This is a genomic window from Inquilinus sp. 2KB_23 (assembly GCF_052115705.1).
Classification (GTDB): Bacteria; Pseudomonadota; Alphaproteobacteria; order DSM-16000; family Inquilinaceae; genus Inquilinus; species Inquilinus ginsengisoli_A.
Genome location: NZ_JBFRHF010000020.1, coordinates 135300 through 153166, shown reverse-complemented (window position 1 = coordinate 153166; position 17867 = coordinate 135300). Strand labels below are relative to the sequence as shown.

Genomic DNA, 17867 nt, shown 5'->3' with positions numbered 1-17867 from the left:
CGGCCGAGTGGGAGCGCCGCTTCGCCGAGATGACCAGGCAGATGGACCGGCCGGAGCTGATGGCGATCGCGGAGACCCGCCCGGCGGCGGAGGCCGTCGCCCTGATCTGCCCGACCTTCGGGCTGCCGCCGGAGCAGGCGGAGCGCTGGGTCGCGGAGGGGGACCGGTCCCTGGCGGAGATGGACCTGCCGCCGGTGGAGGACGATCGGCCGGAACCGGGCTCGGCCGGTGTCGAAAGACGCAAGCCGCCGGACACGGGGTGAGCGCGTAGGTTGGGTTCGCGTTGGGCGAACCCAACATTCCACCGCCTGCAATGTGTTGGGTTCGCGAGCCGCGAACCCAACCTACGAGGATGGTTTTGCCTTTCCCGCCCCCGGGCTTGACCCGGGGATCATGGGAGAGGCCGAAGGCGCTTGCGCCTCCGGGATGAGTGGCCGCGCCCTTCCGGCAGGCCTGCATGGATCGGCGTTTTGCCGAGGACGGCCGGCGCCCCGGCGCCCGGCCGAACCGGCCGCCGGGGCGGAGAAAATGCAGGAGCCGACCCGGGCCGGAGGGGAACAGTTCCGAAGGTCGGATGCATTTTGGTTGACAGGCCGGCAGCGGAGATTGTCGGCTGGCGTCGTTCTTCGATCGATCGGACCGGCATATCGCGGTCCCGCTCTCCCGGATCGCCAGCATCGGAGCCTCCATGAACGACGATCGCGTGCTCGAGGTCGACAATCTCCAGGTCTCGTTCTCCCTGGGCGGGGGCCAGACGCTGCGCGCCGTGAAGGGCGTATCGTTCCATATCGGACGGGGCGAGACGCTGGCCCTGGTCGGCGAATCGGGCAGCGGCAAGTCGGTCACCGCGATGACCATCATGCGGCTGGCCGAATATGACGGCGCCCGGCTGGCCGGCGGGTCGATCCGCATGCGCCTGGCGGGGGGAGAGGTGGTCGACCTCGCCCGTCTGCCGCAGAAGCGGATGCAGAGCGTGCGGGGATCCGACATCTCGATGGTGTTCCAGGACCCGATGGCCAGCCTGAACCCGGTGTTCAGCATCGGCTTCCAGATCGCCGAGGCGATCATGCGGCACCAGGGCAAGAGCGCGGCGGAGGCGCGCACCATCGCGCTGAACGCGCTGAAGCTGGTGCGGGTGCCTGAGGCGGAGAAGCGGCTGGACCAGTATCCCCACCACCTGTCCGGCGGCATGCGCCAGCGGGTGATGATCGCCATGGCGCTGTGCTGCCGCCCGTCGCTGATGATCCTGGACGAACCCACCACGGCGCTGGACGTCACCATCCAGGCCCAGATCCTGGACCTGGTGCGGGCGCTGCAGCGCGAGATCGGGATGTCGGTGCTGTTCATCACCCACGACATGGGCGTGGTGGCCGAGATGGCGGACCGCATCTGCGTCATGCTGAAGGGAGAGATCGTGGAAACCGGAACGGTCTACGAGGTGTTCGAGACGCCGCTGCACGCCTACACCCGCTCGCTGCTGGCCGCGGTGCCGCGCCTGGGCAGCATGGCCGACAAGGACGAGCCGGAGCGGTTCCCGCTGGTCGAGCTGCGCGATGATCCCGGCCTGGTCGAGACGCGCGGCGCCCAGGGCGTCGAAGCGGTGCCGGCATGACCCGCGCCCCCGTGCTGGCGGTCGAGAAGCTGACGACCCGCTTCGACCTGCGGTCCGGCGTCTTCGGCAAGGTGACGGGCCGCGTCCATGCGGTCGAGAACGTGTCGTTCGAGATCTTCCCGGGCGAGACGCTGGCCCTGGTGGGGGAAAGCGGCTGCGGCAAATCCACCATCGGCCGCAGCATCCTGCAGCTGGACCGGCCGGTCTCCGGCTCGATCCGGTTCGAGGGGCGGGAGACGCTGGGGCAGCCGGCGCGCGAGATCCAGGCGCTGCGCCGCCAGGTGCAGATGGTGTTCCAGGACCCGTTCAGCTCGCTCAACCCCCGCATGACCGTGGGGCAGGCGATCGCCGACCCGATGCGGGTCCATGGCGGCCTGTCGCGCGCCGAGGTCCAGGCGCGGGTCGCCGAGCTGCTGCAGCGGGTGGGGTTGACGCCCGAGCATGCGCGGCGCCACCCGCACGCCTTCTCCGGCGGCCAGCGCCAGCGCATCTGCATCGCCCGCGCGCTGAGCACCCGGCCGAAGCTGGTGATCGCGGACGAGGCCGTGGCCTCGCTCGACGTCACCATCCAGGCCCAGGTCATCAACCTGCTGATGGACCTGCAGGCGGAAACCGGGATTTCCGTCCTGTTCATCTCGCACGACATGGCGGTGGTGGAGCGGATGGCCCATCGCGTGGCGGTGATGTATCTCGGCCAGATCGTCGAGATCGGCAGCCGGCGCGAGGTCTTCGGCAACCCGCGGCACAGCTACACCCGCAAGCTGCTGGCCTCGGTCCCGGTCGCCAACCCGCGGGAGCGGCCGGAAAACCGCCTGCTGCTGGCGGACGAGATCCCCAGCGCGGTGCGGCCCGCCGACTTCCAGCCGGTGTTCCTGCCGATGCAGCAGGTGTCGGACCGGCATTTTGTGCGCGCGGAAGCCTGACGGGCCATGAGCTGGGGTTATATTCCAATACGCTAAAGGATTTTCAGAAAGGGGAAATTTGGGCGTATTGGGTATGGTCTTCTCGCCGGGCCTCAGACACACTGCTGGCAGATCGCCGTTCCAGGCGACCCCATAAGGGCAAACAACGCCCATCAGCAGGAGGCTTCTCGATGAAGAGTTGGATCGGCCCCAGCCTTGGCATCGCCTTGCTGGCCCTGTCCGGCACGGCGCAGGCCGAGCTGAAGAATCCCGGCACCCTGGTCTATCTGTGGACCGACGACATCCGCACGCTGGACCCGGCCTATATGGCGGACACCGCCAACACCTACGTGTCGATCAACACCTACATGCGGCTCCTGAACTACAAGGGCAGCGAGATCTCCGAATTCGTGCCGGCCCTGTCGACCGAGGTGCCGTCGCTGGAGAACGGGCTGATCAAGTCCGGCGCGGACGGGTCGATCAGCTACACCTTCCCGATCCGCAAGGGCGTCTACACCCACAAGGTCGGGGTCAAGGGCGCGGACGGCACCATCGCCTGGAAACCCTATGACGAGCTGACCGACCAGGAGAAGGCGGCGATCGCCCCCGGCTATGGCGAGCTGACCGCCGAGGACGTGCAGTATTCGCTGATGCGCGCGGTGCTGCAGGGCGACAGCTTCATGGCCAATGCGGTGACCGAGATGATCACCGCCGGCAAGTACCCGAACATCGAGGCCTGGGCCACCGACCTGGCCGGGGTGAAGACCTTCGCCGAGGTCGACCAGGCCGGCCTGGCCAAGGTGCACGACGCGCTGGCGCAGAAGATCAAGGTCGAGGGCGACAAGCTGGTGCTGGTGCTGGACGCGCCGTTCCCGGCCACGCTCGGCATCATGGCGCTGCCCTTCGCCACCTCGGTGATCGACCGCGAATGGGCGCGCGACCAGGGCGACTGGGACGGCGGCGCCGCCACCTGGAAGCCGTTCCACAAGCCCGAGATGGGCGCGGACAAGCTGTTTTCGGTCGAGAACGGCAGCGGCCCCTTCATGGTCGAGGACTGGGACCGGTCGCAGAAGAAGATCACCATGAAGCGGTTCAACGGCTACTGGCAGGGGCCGGCGTCGCTGGAGCGTGTGGTGCTGCGCTCGGTGCCGGAATGGACCACCCGGCTGCTGCAGCTCGAGGCCGGCGACGCCGACGTGGTCACCACCCCGGTCGAGTTCCTGGAGGAGGTGGGGTCCAAGCCCGGCATCAAGGTGACCGAAGGGCTGCCCAAGGTGTTCGGCCGGTCGCTGTTCTACATGTGGCCGGTCAGCGCCGTGGACAATCCGGCGATCGGCAGCGGCAAGCTGGACGGCAAGGGCATCCCGCCGGACTTCTTCAGCGACATCGATGTGCGGCAGGGCTTCAACTACGCCCAGGACTACCAGCTGCTGCTGGACGACGTGCATCTCGGCAAGACCGTGCAGCTGCGCGGGCCCACCGTGCGCGGCATCATGGGCTACCGCGCCGACAGCCCGGTCTACACCTTCGACCCGGACAAGGCGGCGGAGCATTTCAAGAAGGCCTGGGGCGGCCAGCTCTGGGAGAACGGCTTCGAGATGACCGCCTACATGACGCAGGGGCGGACCGAGGCCCATGCGGCGCTGTCGGTGCTGCAGCAGAACCTGGCTCGCATCAACCCCAAGTTCAAGCTGAAGATCCAGGAGCTGCAGTCGGCCACCTTCGCCGACAAGATCTATGGCGGGGCCGACCCCAGCGCGCCGATGGCCTACATGGGCTGGGGGCCGGACTATTCCGATCCGGGCGGGCCGCTGGGCGCCGCCACCTACTACCTGGCCAGCACCGGCCTGGTGGCCGGGATGAGCGGCAAGGGCTACCAGGAGCTGATGCGGGAGAAGTTCGACCCGCTCCTGAAGCAGGCGTGGACCACGGTGGATCCGGCGGAGCGGGAGAAGATCTACGCCAAGCTTCAGGACATGAGCTACGAGTACGCCACCACCCAGTTCCTGTGGGAGGAGTACGGCTTCATCGTCACCCGCGACTGGATCGACGGCTACGTCAACAACATGATCGTCTACGGGGCCTGGGACTTCTATCCCATCACCAAGAAGGAAAAGCAGTAGCCGCCGGGCCGGGCAGGGGCGCCAGGCCGGCGTCCCCGCCCGGCGCATGATTCCTTCCGCCCGGGACCTTCAATGCTGGCTTACACCATCCGACGGCTGTCCTTCATCCCGATCGTCTTCTTCGCGCTGACGCTGATGATCTTCGCGATGCAGATGATGCTGACCCCGACCCAGCGCATGCTGACCTATGTGCCCGGGCCCGACGCGCTGAAGGGCGGTGCGGCCCAGGTCGCGGCGCTGATCGAGAAATACGGTCTGAACGACCCGTTCCACCTGCAGTACGGCCGCTGGATCGGCAACATCCTGCAGGGCAACCTCGGCTGGTCGGAGACGGCGCGGATGCCGGTGGCCGAGGCGCTGGTCTCGCTGTTCCCGGCGACGCTGGAGCTGGTGATCTTCGCCTTCGTGCCGGGCATCCTCGGCGCGATCTGGCTGGGCAGCCGGGCCGGTGTGCACCTGAACCGGCCAATCGACCACGGCATCCGCCTGTTCACCGTGCTCGGCTGGTCGTTCCCGGTCTTCGTCTTCGGCCTCCTGATGCTGATGGTGTTCTACGGCTCGCTCGGCTGGTTCCCGCCGGGGCGGCTGAGCCAGTGGGCGCTGATCGAGGTCGGGGGCGACGGCTTCCGGCGCTGGACCGGGCTGAACACGGTCGACGCGCTGCTGAACGGCGACTGGCCGGTCTTCCTGGACGCGCTGCGCCACCTGATCCTGCCGGTGGTGACCCTCAGCTACGTCAACCTGGCATCGATGACGCGGATCATGCGCACCTCGATGCTGGAATCGCTGCGCCAGGACTATGTCCGCACCGCCCGCGCCAAGGGCCTCAGCGAGCGGGTGGTGCAGAACCGGCACGCCCGGCGCAACGCCCTGCTGCCGGTGGTCACCGTCGCGGGGATGGAGGTGGCGGCGATGCTGGGCGGCGTCGTCATCACCGAGACAATCTTCGACTATCACGGCATCGGCCAGTTCGCCGCGAACGCGGCCGCCAACCTGGACTTCCCGGCGGTGCTGGGCTTCGCCCTCTATTTCGCGCTGGTGCTGGTGGTCCTCAACCTGGTGGTGGACCTGCTGTACCCCTTGTTGGACCCGCGGGTGAGGCTGGCATGAAGATCGTCGCGTATCTGCTGCGCAACCCGTTGTCGCTGCTGGGCGTCCTGGCCCTGGTGGGCTTCGTCGTCGTCGCCGCGCTGGCCCCGGTGATCGCGCCGCCGGAGCCGTACCAGTCCTCGCCCTACGAGATCCCGCGCAGCGGCTTCCGCGCCACGCCGCAGCCGCCCTCGGCCCGGGCCCTGCTGGGCACCACCGAGGGGCAGTTCGACATCTATTACGGCCTGGTCTGGGGCACTCGCACCGCCTTCAAGATCGGCCTCGGCGTCGTCCTGATCTCGACCCTGATCGGCGTGCTGGTGGGGGCGGTGTCGGCCTTCTACGGCGGCATGGTGGACGAGGTGCTGATGCGCATCGTCGACGTCTTCCTGGCCGTGCCGTTCCTGATCGCGGCGATGGTGCTGACCACGCTGCTGGGCAAGGGCATCGGGCCGATGACGATCGCGCTGACCACCTTCGGCTGGATGAACTACGCCCGGGTCATCCGCAGCGAAATCCTGCGGGTGAAGGAGCTGGACTACGTCAAGGCCGCGCGGTCCTACGGCACGCGCGACATCCGGCTGCTGCTGCGGCACATCCTGCCGAACGCGTTCTTCCCGGTGCTGGTGCTGGCCACGATGATGACGGGGTCGATGGTGCTGACCGCCTCCGCCCTCAGCTTCCTCGGCGTCGGGGTCGAGCCGGGCTACGCCGATTGGGGCCAGCTGATCAGCTATTCCCGCAACTGGATCGTCGGTCGCGGCGACAGCCCGTTCCGCTATTGGTACACGCTGGCCTTCCCCGGCGCCGCGATCTTCCTGTTCGTGCTGTCCTGGAGCCTGCTGGGCGACGCGCTGCGCGACATCCTCGACCCCCGCCTCCGGACCTGAGAGGAGACGACCGAATGGACGCCCGTGCCCTGGCCGCCGGCCTGGAGGAATTCATCGCGCATGAGGTCGGCGACAAGGCGATCCCCTCGATCTCCTATGCCGTGGTCGACCGCGACACGCTGCTCGCCACCGGCCATGTGGTGCGGCCGGATCTCGGCCACCGGCTGGACGGAAGCTCGCTGTTCCGCATCGGCTCCCTGACCAAGATGTTCACCGCGATCGGCATCATGCAGCTGGCCGAGAAGGGGCTGCTCGACATCGACGCCGACGTCTCGGCCTACATCCCCGGCTTCTATCCGGCGAACCCCTTCGCCGGGCGCGAAAGCGGGCCGCACGGGCCGCAGGTGTCGTTGCGCAAGCTGATGAGCCACACCGCCGGCCTGGTGCGCGAGCCGAAGGACGGCCACTACCTCGACGACCGGCGGCCGGGGCTGCAGGTGACGGTCGAGGGGCTGAAGACCTCGGTGTTGAAGGAGGATCCCAGCGCCGGGATCATGCACTACTCGAACGCCGGCATCGCCGTGGTCGGCTGGGTGCTGGAGCAGGTCAGCGGCCTGCGCTATGCCGATTACGTCGCCCGCAACATCTTCGCGCCGCTGGGCATGGCGGACAGCAGCGCCGCTTTGGCGCCGGAGATGCGGGACCGGCTGGCCCCGGCCTGGATGTGGGATTTCGACCGCGACTTCCCCGCGCCGGTGTTCGACCTCGGCGGGTCCCCGGCCGGCGCCATCTTCTCCACCGCGCCCGACATGGCGAAGTTCGCCAGCTGCATGCTGCGCGGCGGCTTCGCCCCGGATGGCCGCTCCGTCATCTCGCCCGCCAGCCTGCGGCAGATGTGGACGGTGGTCGGCCGGCGCCCGGCCGGCCACAGCAGCAGCCAGAAGGGCTACGGCCTGTGCTTCGGCGTCGGCGAGGTCGATGGCTGGCTGTCGGTGGGCCATGGCGGCGCGGTCTATGGCTACGCCACCCAGATGGCGGCGCTGCCCCATGCCGGGCTGGCGGCGCTGACCTTCTCCACCCTCGACTTCAGCAACCAGATCGGCGACCGGCTGGCGAAACGGGCGCTGCAGCTCGCCTTGGCGTCGCGCCGGATGGGCCGGCCGCCGGCGCCGCCGGCGAAGCATCCGCCGCTGACCGCGGCGCACCTGACGGCGATGCCGGCCGTCTACCAGGCGGCGGATGGCAGCGAGAGCGTGGAGCTGCGGGAGAAGGACGGCCGCCTGTACCTGATGGGCGAGGGCGTGCCGCTGGAGCTGAAATGGCGCGGCGGCGACGCCTTCACCATCGACGGCCGCATCTATGGGGAGGGGGCGGACTATCCGCATCTCGACCTGACCGTCCACGCCGACGGGGCGCTGGGCTGGAAGGGCCAGGACTGGAACCGGCGCAACACCATGGCTTCCGACGTGCCGGCCGAGCTGGCGCCGCATCTCGGGGTCTACGGCCCGGACTTCAACCCGACCCATCTGCTCTACGCCGACGGAAAGCTGAAATGCCTGATCGAGTATTTCTGCACCCATGACTGCGAGCAGCTGCCGGACGGCAGCTGGCGCATGCACGGGATCCTATACGAGGGCGAGGCGCTGGAACTGGCGGCCCGGGAGGAGGAGGGCCGCACCGGCATCCGCGTCGGGCCGATGTTCCTGGTGCGCCATGCGGACGGACCGGCATAGCGACCGTCCATCGGCTCCCGGGACGCGGCTGCGGTGTCTCCTGATGGGCGATCCGGCCGGTTGAGCGGGCGCTGTCATCATCCGGTCATGACCGCCGTACTAAACCCGGTGAGATGCATGACCCCAGGATCGACAGCGCCGCCCCGCCGGCGCCCGTGCAGCCGGCCGATCGCGGCCGGGGACGCACAGCCGCCGCGCCGCTGCTGGCGCTGGACTCCTATTCGGTCTCCTTCTCGCACGGCGGCGACCGGGTGCCGGTGGTGCATGGCATCGACCTCGCCATCGCGCGGGGCGAGGCGCTGGGCATCGTCGGCGAGTCGGGTTGCGGCAAGAGCGTCACCTGGCTCGCGGCCCTCCGGCTGCTCGGCAAGGATGTCGCCGTCTCGGGCCGGGTCCTGCTGGACGGCCGCGACCTGACGCAGGTCTCCGAGCGCGAGATGTCGGCCGTCCGCGGCGGCCGGATCGGCCTCGTGTTCCAGGATCCCACCAGTTCGCTGAACCCGGTCTACCGCATCGGCGGCCAGATCTGCGAGGCGCTGCGCCTGCATCGCGGCCTGCGCGCCGCCGCCGCCCGGGCCGAGGCGCTGCGGCTGCTCGACCGGGTCGGCATCGCCGATGCCGGGCGGCGGCTGCGGCAGTATCCGCACGAGCTGTCGGGCGGGATGAACCAGCGGGTGATGATCGCGATCGCCCTGGCCGGCGAGCCGGATGTGCTGGTGGCCGACGAGCCGACGACGGCGCTGGACGCGACCATCCAGGCCCAGATCCTGGACCTCATCCGCGACATCCGCCGCGACACCGGCATGGGGCTGGTGCTGATCTCCCACGATCTCGGCGTGGTCGCCGAGCTGTGCGACCGCATCGCCGTCATGTATGCCGGCCGCGTGGTCGAGACCGGGCCGACCGATTCACTGCTGGCCCATCCGCGCCACCCCTACACGCGCGGCCTGCTGGCGGCGCTGCCGGACCTGGAAGGCCCGCGCACGCGGCTGACGCCGGTGCCCGGCACGGTGCCGTCGCCGCAGGCGATGCCGCCCGGCTGCGCCTTCGCGCCGCGCTGCGCCTCCGCCACGGCCCTGTGCCGCGCGATCGTGCCGCCGCTCACCGCGGCCGACGGCCCGCAGCACAGCGCGGCCTGCCTGCGGCTGGACGCCCCGGCTGCCGACACGACGGCCCACAGCTTGCCCGTGCTCGAAGGAATTCCGGCATGACCGCGCTGCTGTCGGTCGACCGGCTGGCCAAGCACTACCCGGTGGCCGGGGACCGCGCCGGCCGCGTGCTGCACGCCGTGGACGGGGTCAGCTTCACGCTGGAGGCCGGCCGCACCCTGGGCATCGTCGGCGAATCCGGCTGCGGCAAGTCGACCACGGCCAAGCTGGTGCTGGGGGTGCTGCCCGCCACCGCCGGCCGCATCGCCTTCGCCGGCGCGCCGGTGACCGCGGTGCGCGACGCCCGGTGGCGCGCCCTGCGCCGGTCGATGCAGATGGTCTACCAGGACCCGATGGCCGCCCTGGACCGGCGCCTGACCGTCGGCGACCAGGTGGTCGAGCCGCTGGCGATCCATGGCCTGGAGGCCGGCGACGCCGCGCGGCGGGACCGCGCCCTGGCGCTGCTGGAGGCCGTGGGCCTGCGCGGCGACCTGTTCCACCGCTACCCGCATGAGCTGTCGGGCGGCCAGCGCCAGCGCGTCGTCCTGGCGCGGGCGCTGATCCTCGACCCGAAGCTGGTGGTCTGCGACGAGCCGGTCTCGGCGCTCGACGTGTCCGTGGCGGCCCAGGTGATCAACCTGCTGCAGGACCTGCAGGGCCGTTTCGGCATGGCCTATCTGTTCATCAGCCACGACCTCAAGGTGGTGCGCCAGATCGCCGACGAGGTCGCGGTGATGTATCTCGGGCGCATCGTCGAACAGGGCCGGCCGGACCAGCTGTTCCACGCGCCGGCCCATCCCTACACCGAGGCCCTGGTCTCCGCCGTGCCGATGCCGGGGCCGCGCCGGCGCGAGCGCATCGTCCTGGCCGGCGACCCGCCGAACCCGGTGGACCGGCCGGCCGGCTGTGCCTTCCATCCCCGCTGCCCGCGCGCCCTGCCGCGATGCCGGACGGAGGCGCCGGCCCTGCGCCCCGCGCCGGACGGCAGGCTGGCCGCCTGCCACCTGGTCCCGGCCGACGCACGGGCCGCGGCCGCCTGACACCCTGTTTTCCTGCGCCCCAGTTTCTTGCGAGAGTGATGCTCATGACGCGTGACGAGAGGCCGACCGCGGACCAGGTGATCGTGGCGGTGTTCGACGGGCTGCGGCCCGACATGGTGACGCCCGACCTGACCCCCAACCTGCTGCGGCTCGCCGCCCGAGGCACGTGGTTCCGCGAGGCGCGCAGCGTCTTCCCGTCGGTGACGCGCGTCGCCACCACCTCGATCGCGACCGGCGCCCCGCCCACCGTGCACGGCATCGTCGGCAACGCCTTCTATCATCCGGCCGCCCTGCCGGAGCGGGTGTTCGACACCGGCAGCGGCGAGCTGATCCGGCGCGTCGACGGCCATCACGACGGCCGGCTGGTCGATGTCGACACCTTCGGCGACCGTCTGGCCCAGGCCGGCCGGCGGCTGGCGGTGGTGCACACCGGGTCGGCCGGGTCGTCCTACTTCATCAACCCGCGCGCCCGCCGCAACGGGCACTGGACCTTCTCGATCTCCGGGGCCGAGAGCACCCAGACGCCGGAGGCGGTGGCGGAGGTGGTGCAGCGCATCGGGCCGCTGCCGGAACGCGGCCTGCCGCGCCTCGACGAGCTGCGCTACGCCGGGCGGGTGATGGCGGAGCATGTGCTGCCGGTGCTGAAGCCCGACGTGGCGCTGGTCTGGTTCAACGAGCCCGACACCACCTACCACTACAAGGGCCTGGGCTCCCCCGAGGCCAAGGCCGGGCTGCGCGAGGCGGATGCCGCCTTCGGCGCCATCCTCGACTGGGTCGACGCCCAGCCCGATGCCGGGCGCATCGCCGTCATCGCCGCCTCCGACCATGGCCAGATCACGACCAGCGCGATCCATCCGCTGTTCGAGGAGGCCCGCCGGGTCGGCTTCGACATCGGCCTCAAGGACCAGCTGGGCGACGCCGCCTTCGTCGCCACCGGCGGCCGCAGCGGCGAGATCCGCGGGCTCCGCGGCGATCGTGCCGCCATCGACCGCATCGCCGCATGGCTGATGGACCAGCCCACGGTCGGCCATGTCTTCTCCCGCGGCGGCAACGGGATCGAAGGCGGGATCGCGGGCACCCTGTCGCTGTCCCTGCTGGGCAACGGCCATGACCGCCAGCCGGAGCTGATGTTCATCCTGCGCTCGGACCTGTCGGTCGACGCCTACGGCCTGCCGGGGCAGGGGATCATGACGCCGGGCGACGTGCCGCTGGGCGGCGGCATGCATGGCGGCATCAACCGGCACGAGCTCAACACTGTGCTGATCGTCGGGTCCGAGGCCGGGGAGGGCGGCCAGTCCACCGCACCCGCCGGGATCATCGACATCGCGCCGACCGTGCTCGGCCTGCTCGGGGTGGACCCGGCCGGCACCATGCAGGGCCGCGACCTGACCCGCCCGGCGCGGGAAGCGCCCCGGATCCTCCGGCACGAGGCCGGCGCGGGCGGGTTCCGTCAGACCGTCGATGTCGTGGAGCAGGACGGCCGCCGCTTCATCCTGGGCGGGGAATAAGAGCGTCTCCCCTTCCTGTCATTGCCGGGCTCGACCCGGCAATCCAGGGACGGCCGGTAACTGTTCCGGCCGCCCCTGGACCCTCGGGTCCAGCTGAGGGTGAGGCAGGGGGCTGCCCCTTTTGCTGTCATTGCCGGGCTTGACCGGGCAATCCAGGGGCCGTCGAGAGCCGTTCTGGCCGCCCCTGGATGCCACGGTCAAGCCGTGGCATGACAATCAGAATAGGTTGAGCCCAAGGATGGCGGTGGCTCACACCTGGCCGAACGACAGATTGTCCGGCCGCAGATCCATGAAGTAGAAGGTCGTCGGCCGCCAGGCGATCGACTTCTTGATCGCGTAGGCCTCGCTCGGCTGGTACAGGATCGTGGCCGGCGCCTCGTCCTCCCAGATGTCGAGCATCTCGCCGAACAGCGCCTTGCGCTTGGCCGGGTCGGTCTCGGCCTCGAGCGCCCGGCCGGCCTTGTTGAAGGCGTCGGCGGTGTTCCAGAAGCCCGACACCTGGATCTCGCCGCCCGGCCCCCAGGCGATCCACAGGGCGCCGAGCGGATCGGGCAGGCGGGTCGAGTTCGACCAGTTGAAGATCTGCGCATCGGGGCCGCGCATGCCGGTGTCGTTCTCGACCACCTGCAGCGAGGCGTTGATGCCGACCGCCTTCCACTGCTCGATCAGGATCTGCGCCGCCTCGACCGCGTTGGTGTAGTAGTTGGCCCGGGTGCGGTAGACGATCGGCTCGCCCTTGTAGCCGGCCTCGGCCAGCAGCGCCTTGGCCCGGTCCGGATCGAAGGGCAGCTTGCGGCCTTCGAGATACATCGGGCCGTATTCCGGGAAGTTGTGGCTGGCCGGCACCACGGCCGTGCCCTGCCACAGGGCGTCGACCAGCTGCTGGCGGTTGATCGAGCAGGTCAGCGCCTGGCGGATGCGCTTGTCCGACAGCACCTTGTCCTTCTCGTTGAAGCACAGCACATGGACATTGGCCAGCACCACCGACCGCACGTCGATGTCCGGATAGTCGCCGACGACGCTCGTCTGGTCGGGCGGGATGTTGGTGATCAGGTCGTAGTCGCCGGCGACCAGGCCGGCGACGCGGGCCGCCAGCTCCGGCACCCGCTTGAAGGTCACGCGCGCGGCGGTGGGCCGGGCCAGGAAATAGTCGTCGAAGGCCTCCAGCACGGTCGCGTCGGTGGCGTTGTGCGAGACCACCTTGTAGGGGCCGGTCGCCACCGGCTTCCGGGAATAGGCATCGAAGCCCATCTCCTCATAGGCGCGCTTATTGACGATCCAGGCGCACCAGGAGGCCAGGCGCTGCTCCAGCAGCACGTCGGGCGCCTTGGTGCGGAACCGCACGGTGTAGCGGTCGATCGGCTCCACCCCGGCGAGGATGCCGAAATACGGCCGGCCGCCGGGGATCTGGGCCTTCTCGCCCCACATCCGGCCGTCGCGGAAGGTGTAGGCGACGTCGTCCGAGGTCAGCTCGTCGCCATTATGGAACTTCACGCCTTGCCGCAGGGTCACGATCAGCTCGGACGGCGACACCCGCTCCCACTTGGTGGCGAGATGCGGCTTGAGGGCCGCGCCGCCGCCGTCGGGCGCGCCCAGGAAGTCGCGGCGGATCAGCGTGTCGAAGATCGAATAGGTGATGCGCGTGCCGACATTGGACAGCTCGCGCGCCGGCTCCAACGTCGCGGGCAGGTCGGCCACGGCGACGGTGAAGTTGGGGCGAGTGCCATCGGCGGCGAAGCCGGACGAGGCTGCGCCGATCAGGAAGGGCATGGCGGCCGCTCCTTCCAGGACGCGACGGCGGGAGATCGTGATCAACTCTGGTCTCCTTCAAGATCGACCCGGACAGGTCCAGGCAAGAAAGCGGGGAACGATCCGCCTCAGGGCGGCGGTGCGGCGGGCGGCTCCGCCCCACGGGCGAGAAGGCGGGGGTCGTCGAGCAGGATCGCGTCGGGCGCGAGGATCCGCAGCCGGTCCAGCCCGTCGCGGTCGACGACGCCGACCGGGAAGGGGGGATACTCGGGCAGCGGCTCGGCGCGCGGCTGGCCGACCATGATGGTGAGGCGCAGGCCCTGGGCGCGCACGCCGGCGGACCGCTCGACGGTGGCGGCCCCCTGCCACAGCCGGAACCAGTCCGCGCCGGCGGTGCGGGCGGTGGGCGCGGAGTCGGGATCGGCCGCGAAGGCGAGGATGGCGATGTCGGGCGCCAGGGCCCGGGCCGCAGCCACCAGGCCGAGATCGCGCAGGCCGAGCAGCACCCGCGCCCCGGCGCCGGCCGCCGCCACGGTGCCCAGGATCGGCGGCAGGACGGCCGGGTCCGGCAGCTTGACGTCGAGCAGCAGGCCGAGCGGGTCGGAGGCGGCGATCGCTTCCGCCAGCGTCATCACCCCCGGCAGCAGCCGGCGCAGCGTCGCCAGGTCGAGCCCGGCGACGGTGCGGGGATCGCCGCACAGGCGCCGCAGGTCGGCGTCGTGGACGCAGACCAGGGCGCCGTCCCGCGTCAGGCGGAGATCGGTCTCGACCGCATCGGCGCCGGCCGCGGCGGCGGCGCGGAACGCCTGCGCGGTGTTCTCCGGCGCCAGCAGGGCGCCGCCGCGATGGGCGATGGCGAGGGGCCGGTCGCGGGCCGGCGACCATGAGAAAATCACGGCGTCACCTCCTGCCGAGGGTGGGGTCGAACCGGTCCCGCAGCCAGTCGCCGAACAGGCTGATGGCCAGGGTGGTGAGGAAGATGGCGATGCCGGGGAAGACGGCGATCCACCAAGCGTTCAGAAGATAGCGCCGCCCTTCGCCCAGCATCAGCCCGAGCGAGGTGCCGGGGGGCTGCACGCCGAGCCCGAGGAAGGAGAGCGAGGTCTCGAGCAGGATGGTGCCGGGGAAGTTCAGCGTCGCCTGCACCACCAGCGAGGCGGCGATGTTGGGCAGGAGATGGCGCAGGATCACCCGGCCCGACCGGGCCCCCAGCGCCTCGACCGCATTGATGTAGTCGCTCTTCTGCTCCGACACGACCAGGCCGCGCGCCAGGCGGGTGTAGCGGTCCCAGCCGTCGATGCTGACCAGGATGACGAACAGCACCAGGCTGTTGCCGAAGAACGCCAGCATGGTGAGGGCGAGCAGCAGGGCCGGGATGGCGGCCTGGGCGTCGACCAGCATCATGATCAGCTGGTCGGCCAGCCCGCGGAACCGCGCCGCGACGAAGCCCAGCAGGGTGCCGACCACCGCCCCGATCAGCGTGCCCAGGACGGCGATCAGGATCGAGCTGCGGGTGGCGTAGATCAGCCGGCTGAAGACGTCCCGGCCGAGATGGTCGGTGCCGAGGAGATGGGTCATGCCGCCATCGGCCGACAGCGGCGGCCGGAAGCGCGCGACGAGGTTCTGGGTGGTGTAGTGCAGCGGCGCCAGCTGGTCGGCGAAGACCGCGACCAGGATCATCAGCACAAGGAAGCCGGCCGAGGCCATGATCACCGGCGACATGGCGAGGCCAGCACGCCGCTGCGGCACCGCGGGGTCGATGCTCGCGGTCATGCCGCGGCCCCGCGGGCCGACCGGAAGCCGCCGAGGCGCGGGTCGATCAGGATGTGGACCACATCCACCAGCAGGTTGGCGGAGACCATGATCAGGGTGATGGTCAGGATGCAGGCCTGCACCACCGGCAGGTCGCGCGTCGCCACCGCATCGACCAGAAGCCGGCCGAGCCCGGGCCAGGCGAAGATCGTCTCGGTCACCGCGCCGCCGGCCAGGATGCCGCCGATCTCGATGCCGAGGAACATGAGCAGCGGCACCGCCGCGTTCGGCAGCGCATGACGGACGACCAGGCCGAACGGCCGCACACCGCGCCCCTTCGCCGCCCGGATGAAGGGCTTGCCCAGGACCTCCAGCGTCGAGGTGCGGGCGAAGCGGGCCAGCCGCCCGGCCAGCGGCAGGCCGAGGGTCACCATCGGCAGCAGCAGGTGCAGCGGCGTCTCGGAGCCGGCCGAGGGCAGGACGCGCAGCTTCAGCGCGAACAGCAGGATCAGCAGGATGCCCAGGAAGAAGATCGGGATGGCGTAGCCGAACACGGCGGATGCCATGGCGATGCGGTCTACCGCGCTGTTGTGTTTCAGCGCCGCGACGATGCCGAGCGGCAGCCCCACCAGCAGCGCCAGGATCAGGGCCGACAGGCCCAGCAGCGCCGTCTTCGGCAGGGCGTCGACCACGGCGGTGAAGGCCGGGCGGTCATCGGCGAAGGAGATCCCGAAATCGCCCCGCGCCGCGCTGGCGAGATACAGCCCGTATTGCTCGACCAGCGGCCGGTCGAGGCCCCACAGCTCGCGGTAATAGGCGCGGACATCCGGCGGCGTGTCGATCGACAGCATGATGTCGGCCGGATCGCCGGCCAGCCGCAAGGCCAGGAAGACGCCGGAGACGCATAGAAACAACGTCAGAACAGCCCGTGCCGCGCGCACGGCCAGGAAACGCAACACCCGTCGATCCGCCTCTGCCCGGTGATGGAGACGGGAGATCTACAGGTCGTTGATGAAGGGTTGATGACAGGGCGGAAGACTCGAATTCCCGACGCGGATCGCGCCGGCTGTTCCAGCGCGCTTGATGACGCCGAGCCCGACGCCTTGCCCCGACGGCTCGTGGGGCTCAGGGCCCCTCTGCCACGCGACGGCATTCCTGGCGCAGCAGGGTCAGGAAGCGGCGCTGTACCCGGGTCGGCAGCCAGCCTGACCGGATGGTGGTTCCGACCATCCGCTGCGGCGACCCGAGGCGGATCGGCAGCATCACCAGGACGGCGCCCTTGACCTCGTGGCGGGCCTGCGAGTGCGCTAGCAGGGTCAGGCAGTCGCTCTCTGCCAGGATCGCGGTCATCATCGTCAGGGAACTGGTTTCGGCCACGATCCGCGGCCGCACGGGCAGGCGCGCGAACAGCTCCTCGACGAAGGCCCGGCGGGGCGTGTCGCGGGCGGGCGCCACCCAGGGAAAGCGGGCCAGGTCGGCCTCGCTCAGCACGGTTTCCTTCGCGAGCGGGTGCCCAGCGCGGGCAGCGACCACATGCGGATCGGCGAACAGGGGCCGTTCCACCACGTCGTCGCCCAGGCGCGGGTCGCGCAGGGCGCCAACCAGAATGTCCAGCTCCCCGCCGCGTAGCCTGGCCACCAGCGTCTCGTGCGGGGCCTCATCGAGCTCCACCCGCACCGCGGGATAGTCGCGCAACAGCAGGGCGACGGTGCGGGCCAGGACGGGCTTGGGTATCAGCGGCAGGCAGCCGGCCGACACCCGGCCGCCGGTGGCGTCGCGCTCGGCCTCCAGCTCGTCCAGCGCCTGGTCGATCTCGTACAGCGCCAGGCGAAGGCGGCCGGCGAACAGGGCGCCGGCCGGCGTGGCCGAAAACCCCTGCGGCGTGCGGCGATACAGCGGTGTCCCCACCGTCTTCTCCAGGTCGCGCGCCGCGCGGTGCAGGCTCGGCTCGGCCAGGCCCAGATCCTGGGCCGCCGCCCGGAACGACCCGCGGCGGACGATGGCGAGATGGGCGCGCACCTGCGGCGTCGAGAGGTTGCGCGAGACCAGCCGGGCATAGGACCGCGCCGTCTCGGCGCCCAGCTCCTGCACGCCGAGCTCGATCCGCCGCAGCATCCGTTCCACCCGCCGGTGCAGCAACCGGCCGGCGCGGGTCGGCTGGCTGCCGCCGGGACCGCGGTCGAGCAGGCGGACGCCGACCACGTCCTCCAGTCTGTGCAGGGCATGGGTCACGGCGGGCTGCGACAGGCCGGTCTCCTGCGCCGCCCCGCCGGCCGAACCGGCGCGGACCACGGCATCGAAGATCGTCAGCGGTCTCAGGGTGGGCTGGATCGACATTGCAGGTCCCGGAATTCTCTCCCAGAGACTTAGCCATAATCTAT

At 70.4% G+C, this 17867-nt stretch carries 15 protein-coding genes; 10 read left to right on the top strand and 5 right to left on the bottom strand.

Going from position 1 to position 17867, the window contains the following annotated elements; all coding sequences use genetic code 11:
- The 10 genes from AB4112_RS24330 to AB4112_RS24285 all read left to right on the top strand — a co-directional run.
- Window positions 1-263, top strand: a 263-nt coding sequence (locus tag AB4112_RS24330; protein WP_441723504.1) for a hypothetical protein, incomplete at its 5' end; no start/stop codon positions are given.
- Window positions 264-688: 425 nt separating this feature from the next.
- A complete protein-coding gene (locus tag AB4112_RS24325) occupies window positions 689-1612 on the top strand; it encodes an ABC transporter ATP-binding protein (protein ID WP_441723503.1) in 924 nt (307 codons plus the stop codon).
- Window positions 1609-2535, top strand: a complete 927-nt coding sequence (locus AB4112_RS24320; RefSeq protein WP_309792409.1) for an ABC transporter ATP-binding protein — start codon at window positions 1609-1611, stop codon at window positions 2533-2535. The genes AB4112_RS24325 and AB4112_RS24320 overlap by 4 nt, the downstream gene beginning before the upstream one ends.
- Window positions 2536-2705: 170 nt before the next feature.
- Entirely contained in the window at window positions 2706-4637 is a 1932-nt protein-coding gene (locus AB4112_RS24315; protein ID WP_309792408.1) for an ABC transporter substrate-binding protein, read from the top strand.
- Between the two features lie 72 nt (window positions 4638-4709).
- A complete protein-coding gene (locus AB4112_RS24310; protein ID WP_309792407.1) occupies window positions 4710-5747 on the top strand; it encodes an ABC transporter permease in 1038 nt (345 codons plus the stop codon).
- Window positions 5744-6616, top strand: coding sequence for an ABC transporter permease (locus AB4112_RS24305; protein WP_309792406.1), 873 nt, complete (start codon window positions 5744-5746; stop codon window positions 6614-6616). Before AB4112_RS24310 ends, AB4112_RS24305 begins: the two co-directional genes overlap by 4 nt.
- Window positions 6617-6630: 14 nt before the next feature.
- Window positions 6631-8289: a serine hydrolase domain-containing protein gene (locus AB4112_RS24300; protein ID WP_441723502.1), complete on the top strand. Its 1659-nt coding sequence runs from the start codon at window positions 6631-6633 to the stop codon at window positions 8287-8289.
- 113 nt (window positions 8290-8402) lie between these two features.
- On the top strand, window positions 8403-9500 hold the full coding sequence (locus tag AB4112_RS24295; RefSeq protein WP_441723501.1) for an ABC transporter ATP-binding protein: 1098 nt from the start codon (window positions 8403-8405) through the stop codon (window positions 9498-9500).
- Window positions 9497-10477 (top strand): ABC transporter ATP-binding protein, encoded by a 981-nt coding sequence (locus tag AB4112_RS24290; protein ID WP_441723500.1) that lies wholly within the window; start codon window positions 9497-9499, stop codon window positions 10475-10477. Before AB4112_RS24295 ends, AB4112_RS24290 begins: the two co-directional genes overlap by 4 nt.
- A 44-nt stretch (window positions 10478-10521) precedes the next feature.
- A complete protein-coding gene (locus AB4112_RS24285; RefSeq protein ID WP_441723499.1) occupies window positions 10522-11985 on the top strand; it encodes an alkaline phosphatase family protein in 1464 nt (487 codons plus the stop codon).
- Between the two features lie 249 nt (window positions 11986-12234).
- On the opposite strand, the gene AB4112_RS24280 is transcribed toward AB4112_RS24285, so the two are convergent.
- From AB4112_RS24280 to AB4112_RS24260, 5 genes are all read right to left on the bottom strand, one after another.
- On the bottom strand, window positions 12235-13755 hold the full coding sequence (locus AB4112_RS24280) for an ABC transporter substrate-binding protein (RefSeq protein WP_441723498.1): 1521 nt from the start codon (window positions 13753-13755) through the stop codon (window positions 12235-12237).
- 107 nt (window positions 13756-13862) lie between these two features.
- A complete protein-coding gene (locus tag AB4112_RS24275) occupies window positions 13863-14630 on the bottom strand; it encodes a glycerophosphodiester phosphodiesterase (protein ID WP_441723497.1) in 768 nt (255 codons plus the stop codon).
- A gap of 4 nt (window positions 14631-14634) precedes the next feature.
- Entirely contained in the window at window positions 14635-15507 is an 873-nt protein-coding gene (locus AB4112_RS24270) for an ABC transporter permease (protein ID WP_441723496.1), read from the bottom strand.
- On the bottom strand, window positions 15504-16445 hold the full coding sequence (locus AB4112_RS24265) for an ABC transporter permease (protein ID WP_441723495.1): 942 nt from the start codon (window positions 16443-16445) through the stop codon (window positions 15504-15506). The genes AB4112_RS24270 and AB4112_RS24265 overlap by 4 nt, the downstream gene beginning before the upstream one ends.
- 166 nt (window positions 16446-16611) lie before the next feature.
- Window positions 16612-17823, bottom strand: a complete 1212-nt coding sequence (locus AB4112_RS24260) for a LysR family transcriptional regulator (RefSeq protein ID WP_309792397.1) — start codon at window positions 17821-17823, stop codon at window positions 16612-16614.
- Between the last annotated feature and the right edge of the window lie 44 nt (window positions 17824-17867).

Excerpts from the sequence above, each read along its gene's own strand:
- AB4112_RS24325 (WP_441723503.1), top strand. The coding sequence starts at position 689 with ATGAACGACGATCGCGTGCTCGAGGTCGACAATCTCCAGGTCTCGTTC.
- AB4112_RS24320 (WP_309792409.1), top strand. The coding sequence starts at position 1,609 with ATGACCCGCGCCCCCGTGCTGGCGGTCGAGAAGCTGACGACCCGCTTC.
- AB4112_RS24315 (WP_309792408.1), top strand. The coding sequence starts at position 2,706 with ATGAAGAGTTGGATCGGCCCCAGCCTTGGCATCGCCTTGCTGGCCCTG.
- AB4112_RS24310 (WP_309792407.1), top strand. The coding sequence starts at position 4,710 with ATGCTGGCTTACACCATCCGACGGCTGTCCTTCATCCCGATCGTCTTC.
- AB4112_RS24305 (WP_309792406.1), top strand. The coding sequence starts at position 5,744 with ATGAAGATCGTCGCGTATCTGCTGCGCAACCCGTTGTCGCTGCTGGGC.
- AB4112_RS24300 (WP_441723502.1), top strand. The coding sequence starts at position 6,631 with ATGGACGCCCGTGCCCTGGCCGCCGGCCTGGAGGAATTCATCGCGCAT.
- AB4112_RS24295 (WP_441723501.1), top strand. The coding sequence starts at position 8,403 with ATGCATGACCCCAGGATCGACAGCGCCGCCCCGCCGGCGCCCGTGCAG.
- AB4112_RS24290 (WP_441723500.1), top strand. The coding sequence starts at position 9,497 with ATGACCGCGCTGCTGTCGGTCGACCGGCTGGCCAAGCACTACCCGGTG.
- AB4112_RS24285 (WP_441723499.1), top strand. The coding sequence starts at position 10,522 with ATGACGCGTGACGAGAGGCCGACCGCGGACCAGGTGATCGTGGCGGTG.
- AB4112_RS24280 (WP_441723498.1), bottom strand. The coding sequence starts at position 13,755 with ATGCCCTTCCTGATCGGCGCAGCCTCGTCCGGCTTCGCCGCCGATGGC.
- AB4112_RS24270 (WP_441723496.1), bottom strand. The coding sequence starts at position 15,507 with ATGACCGCGAGCATCGACCCCGCGGTGCCGCAGCGGCGTGCTGGCCTC.
- AB4112_RS24260 (WP_309792397.1), bottom strand. The coding sequence starts at position 17,823 with ATGTCGATCCAGCCCACCCTGAGACCGCTGACGATCTTCGATGCCGTG.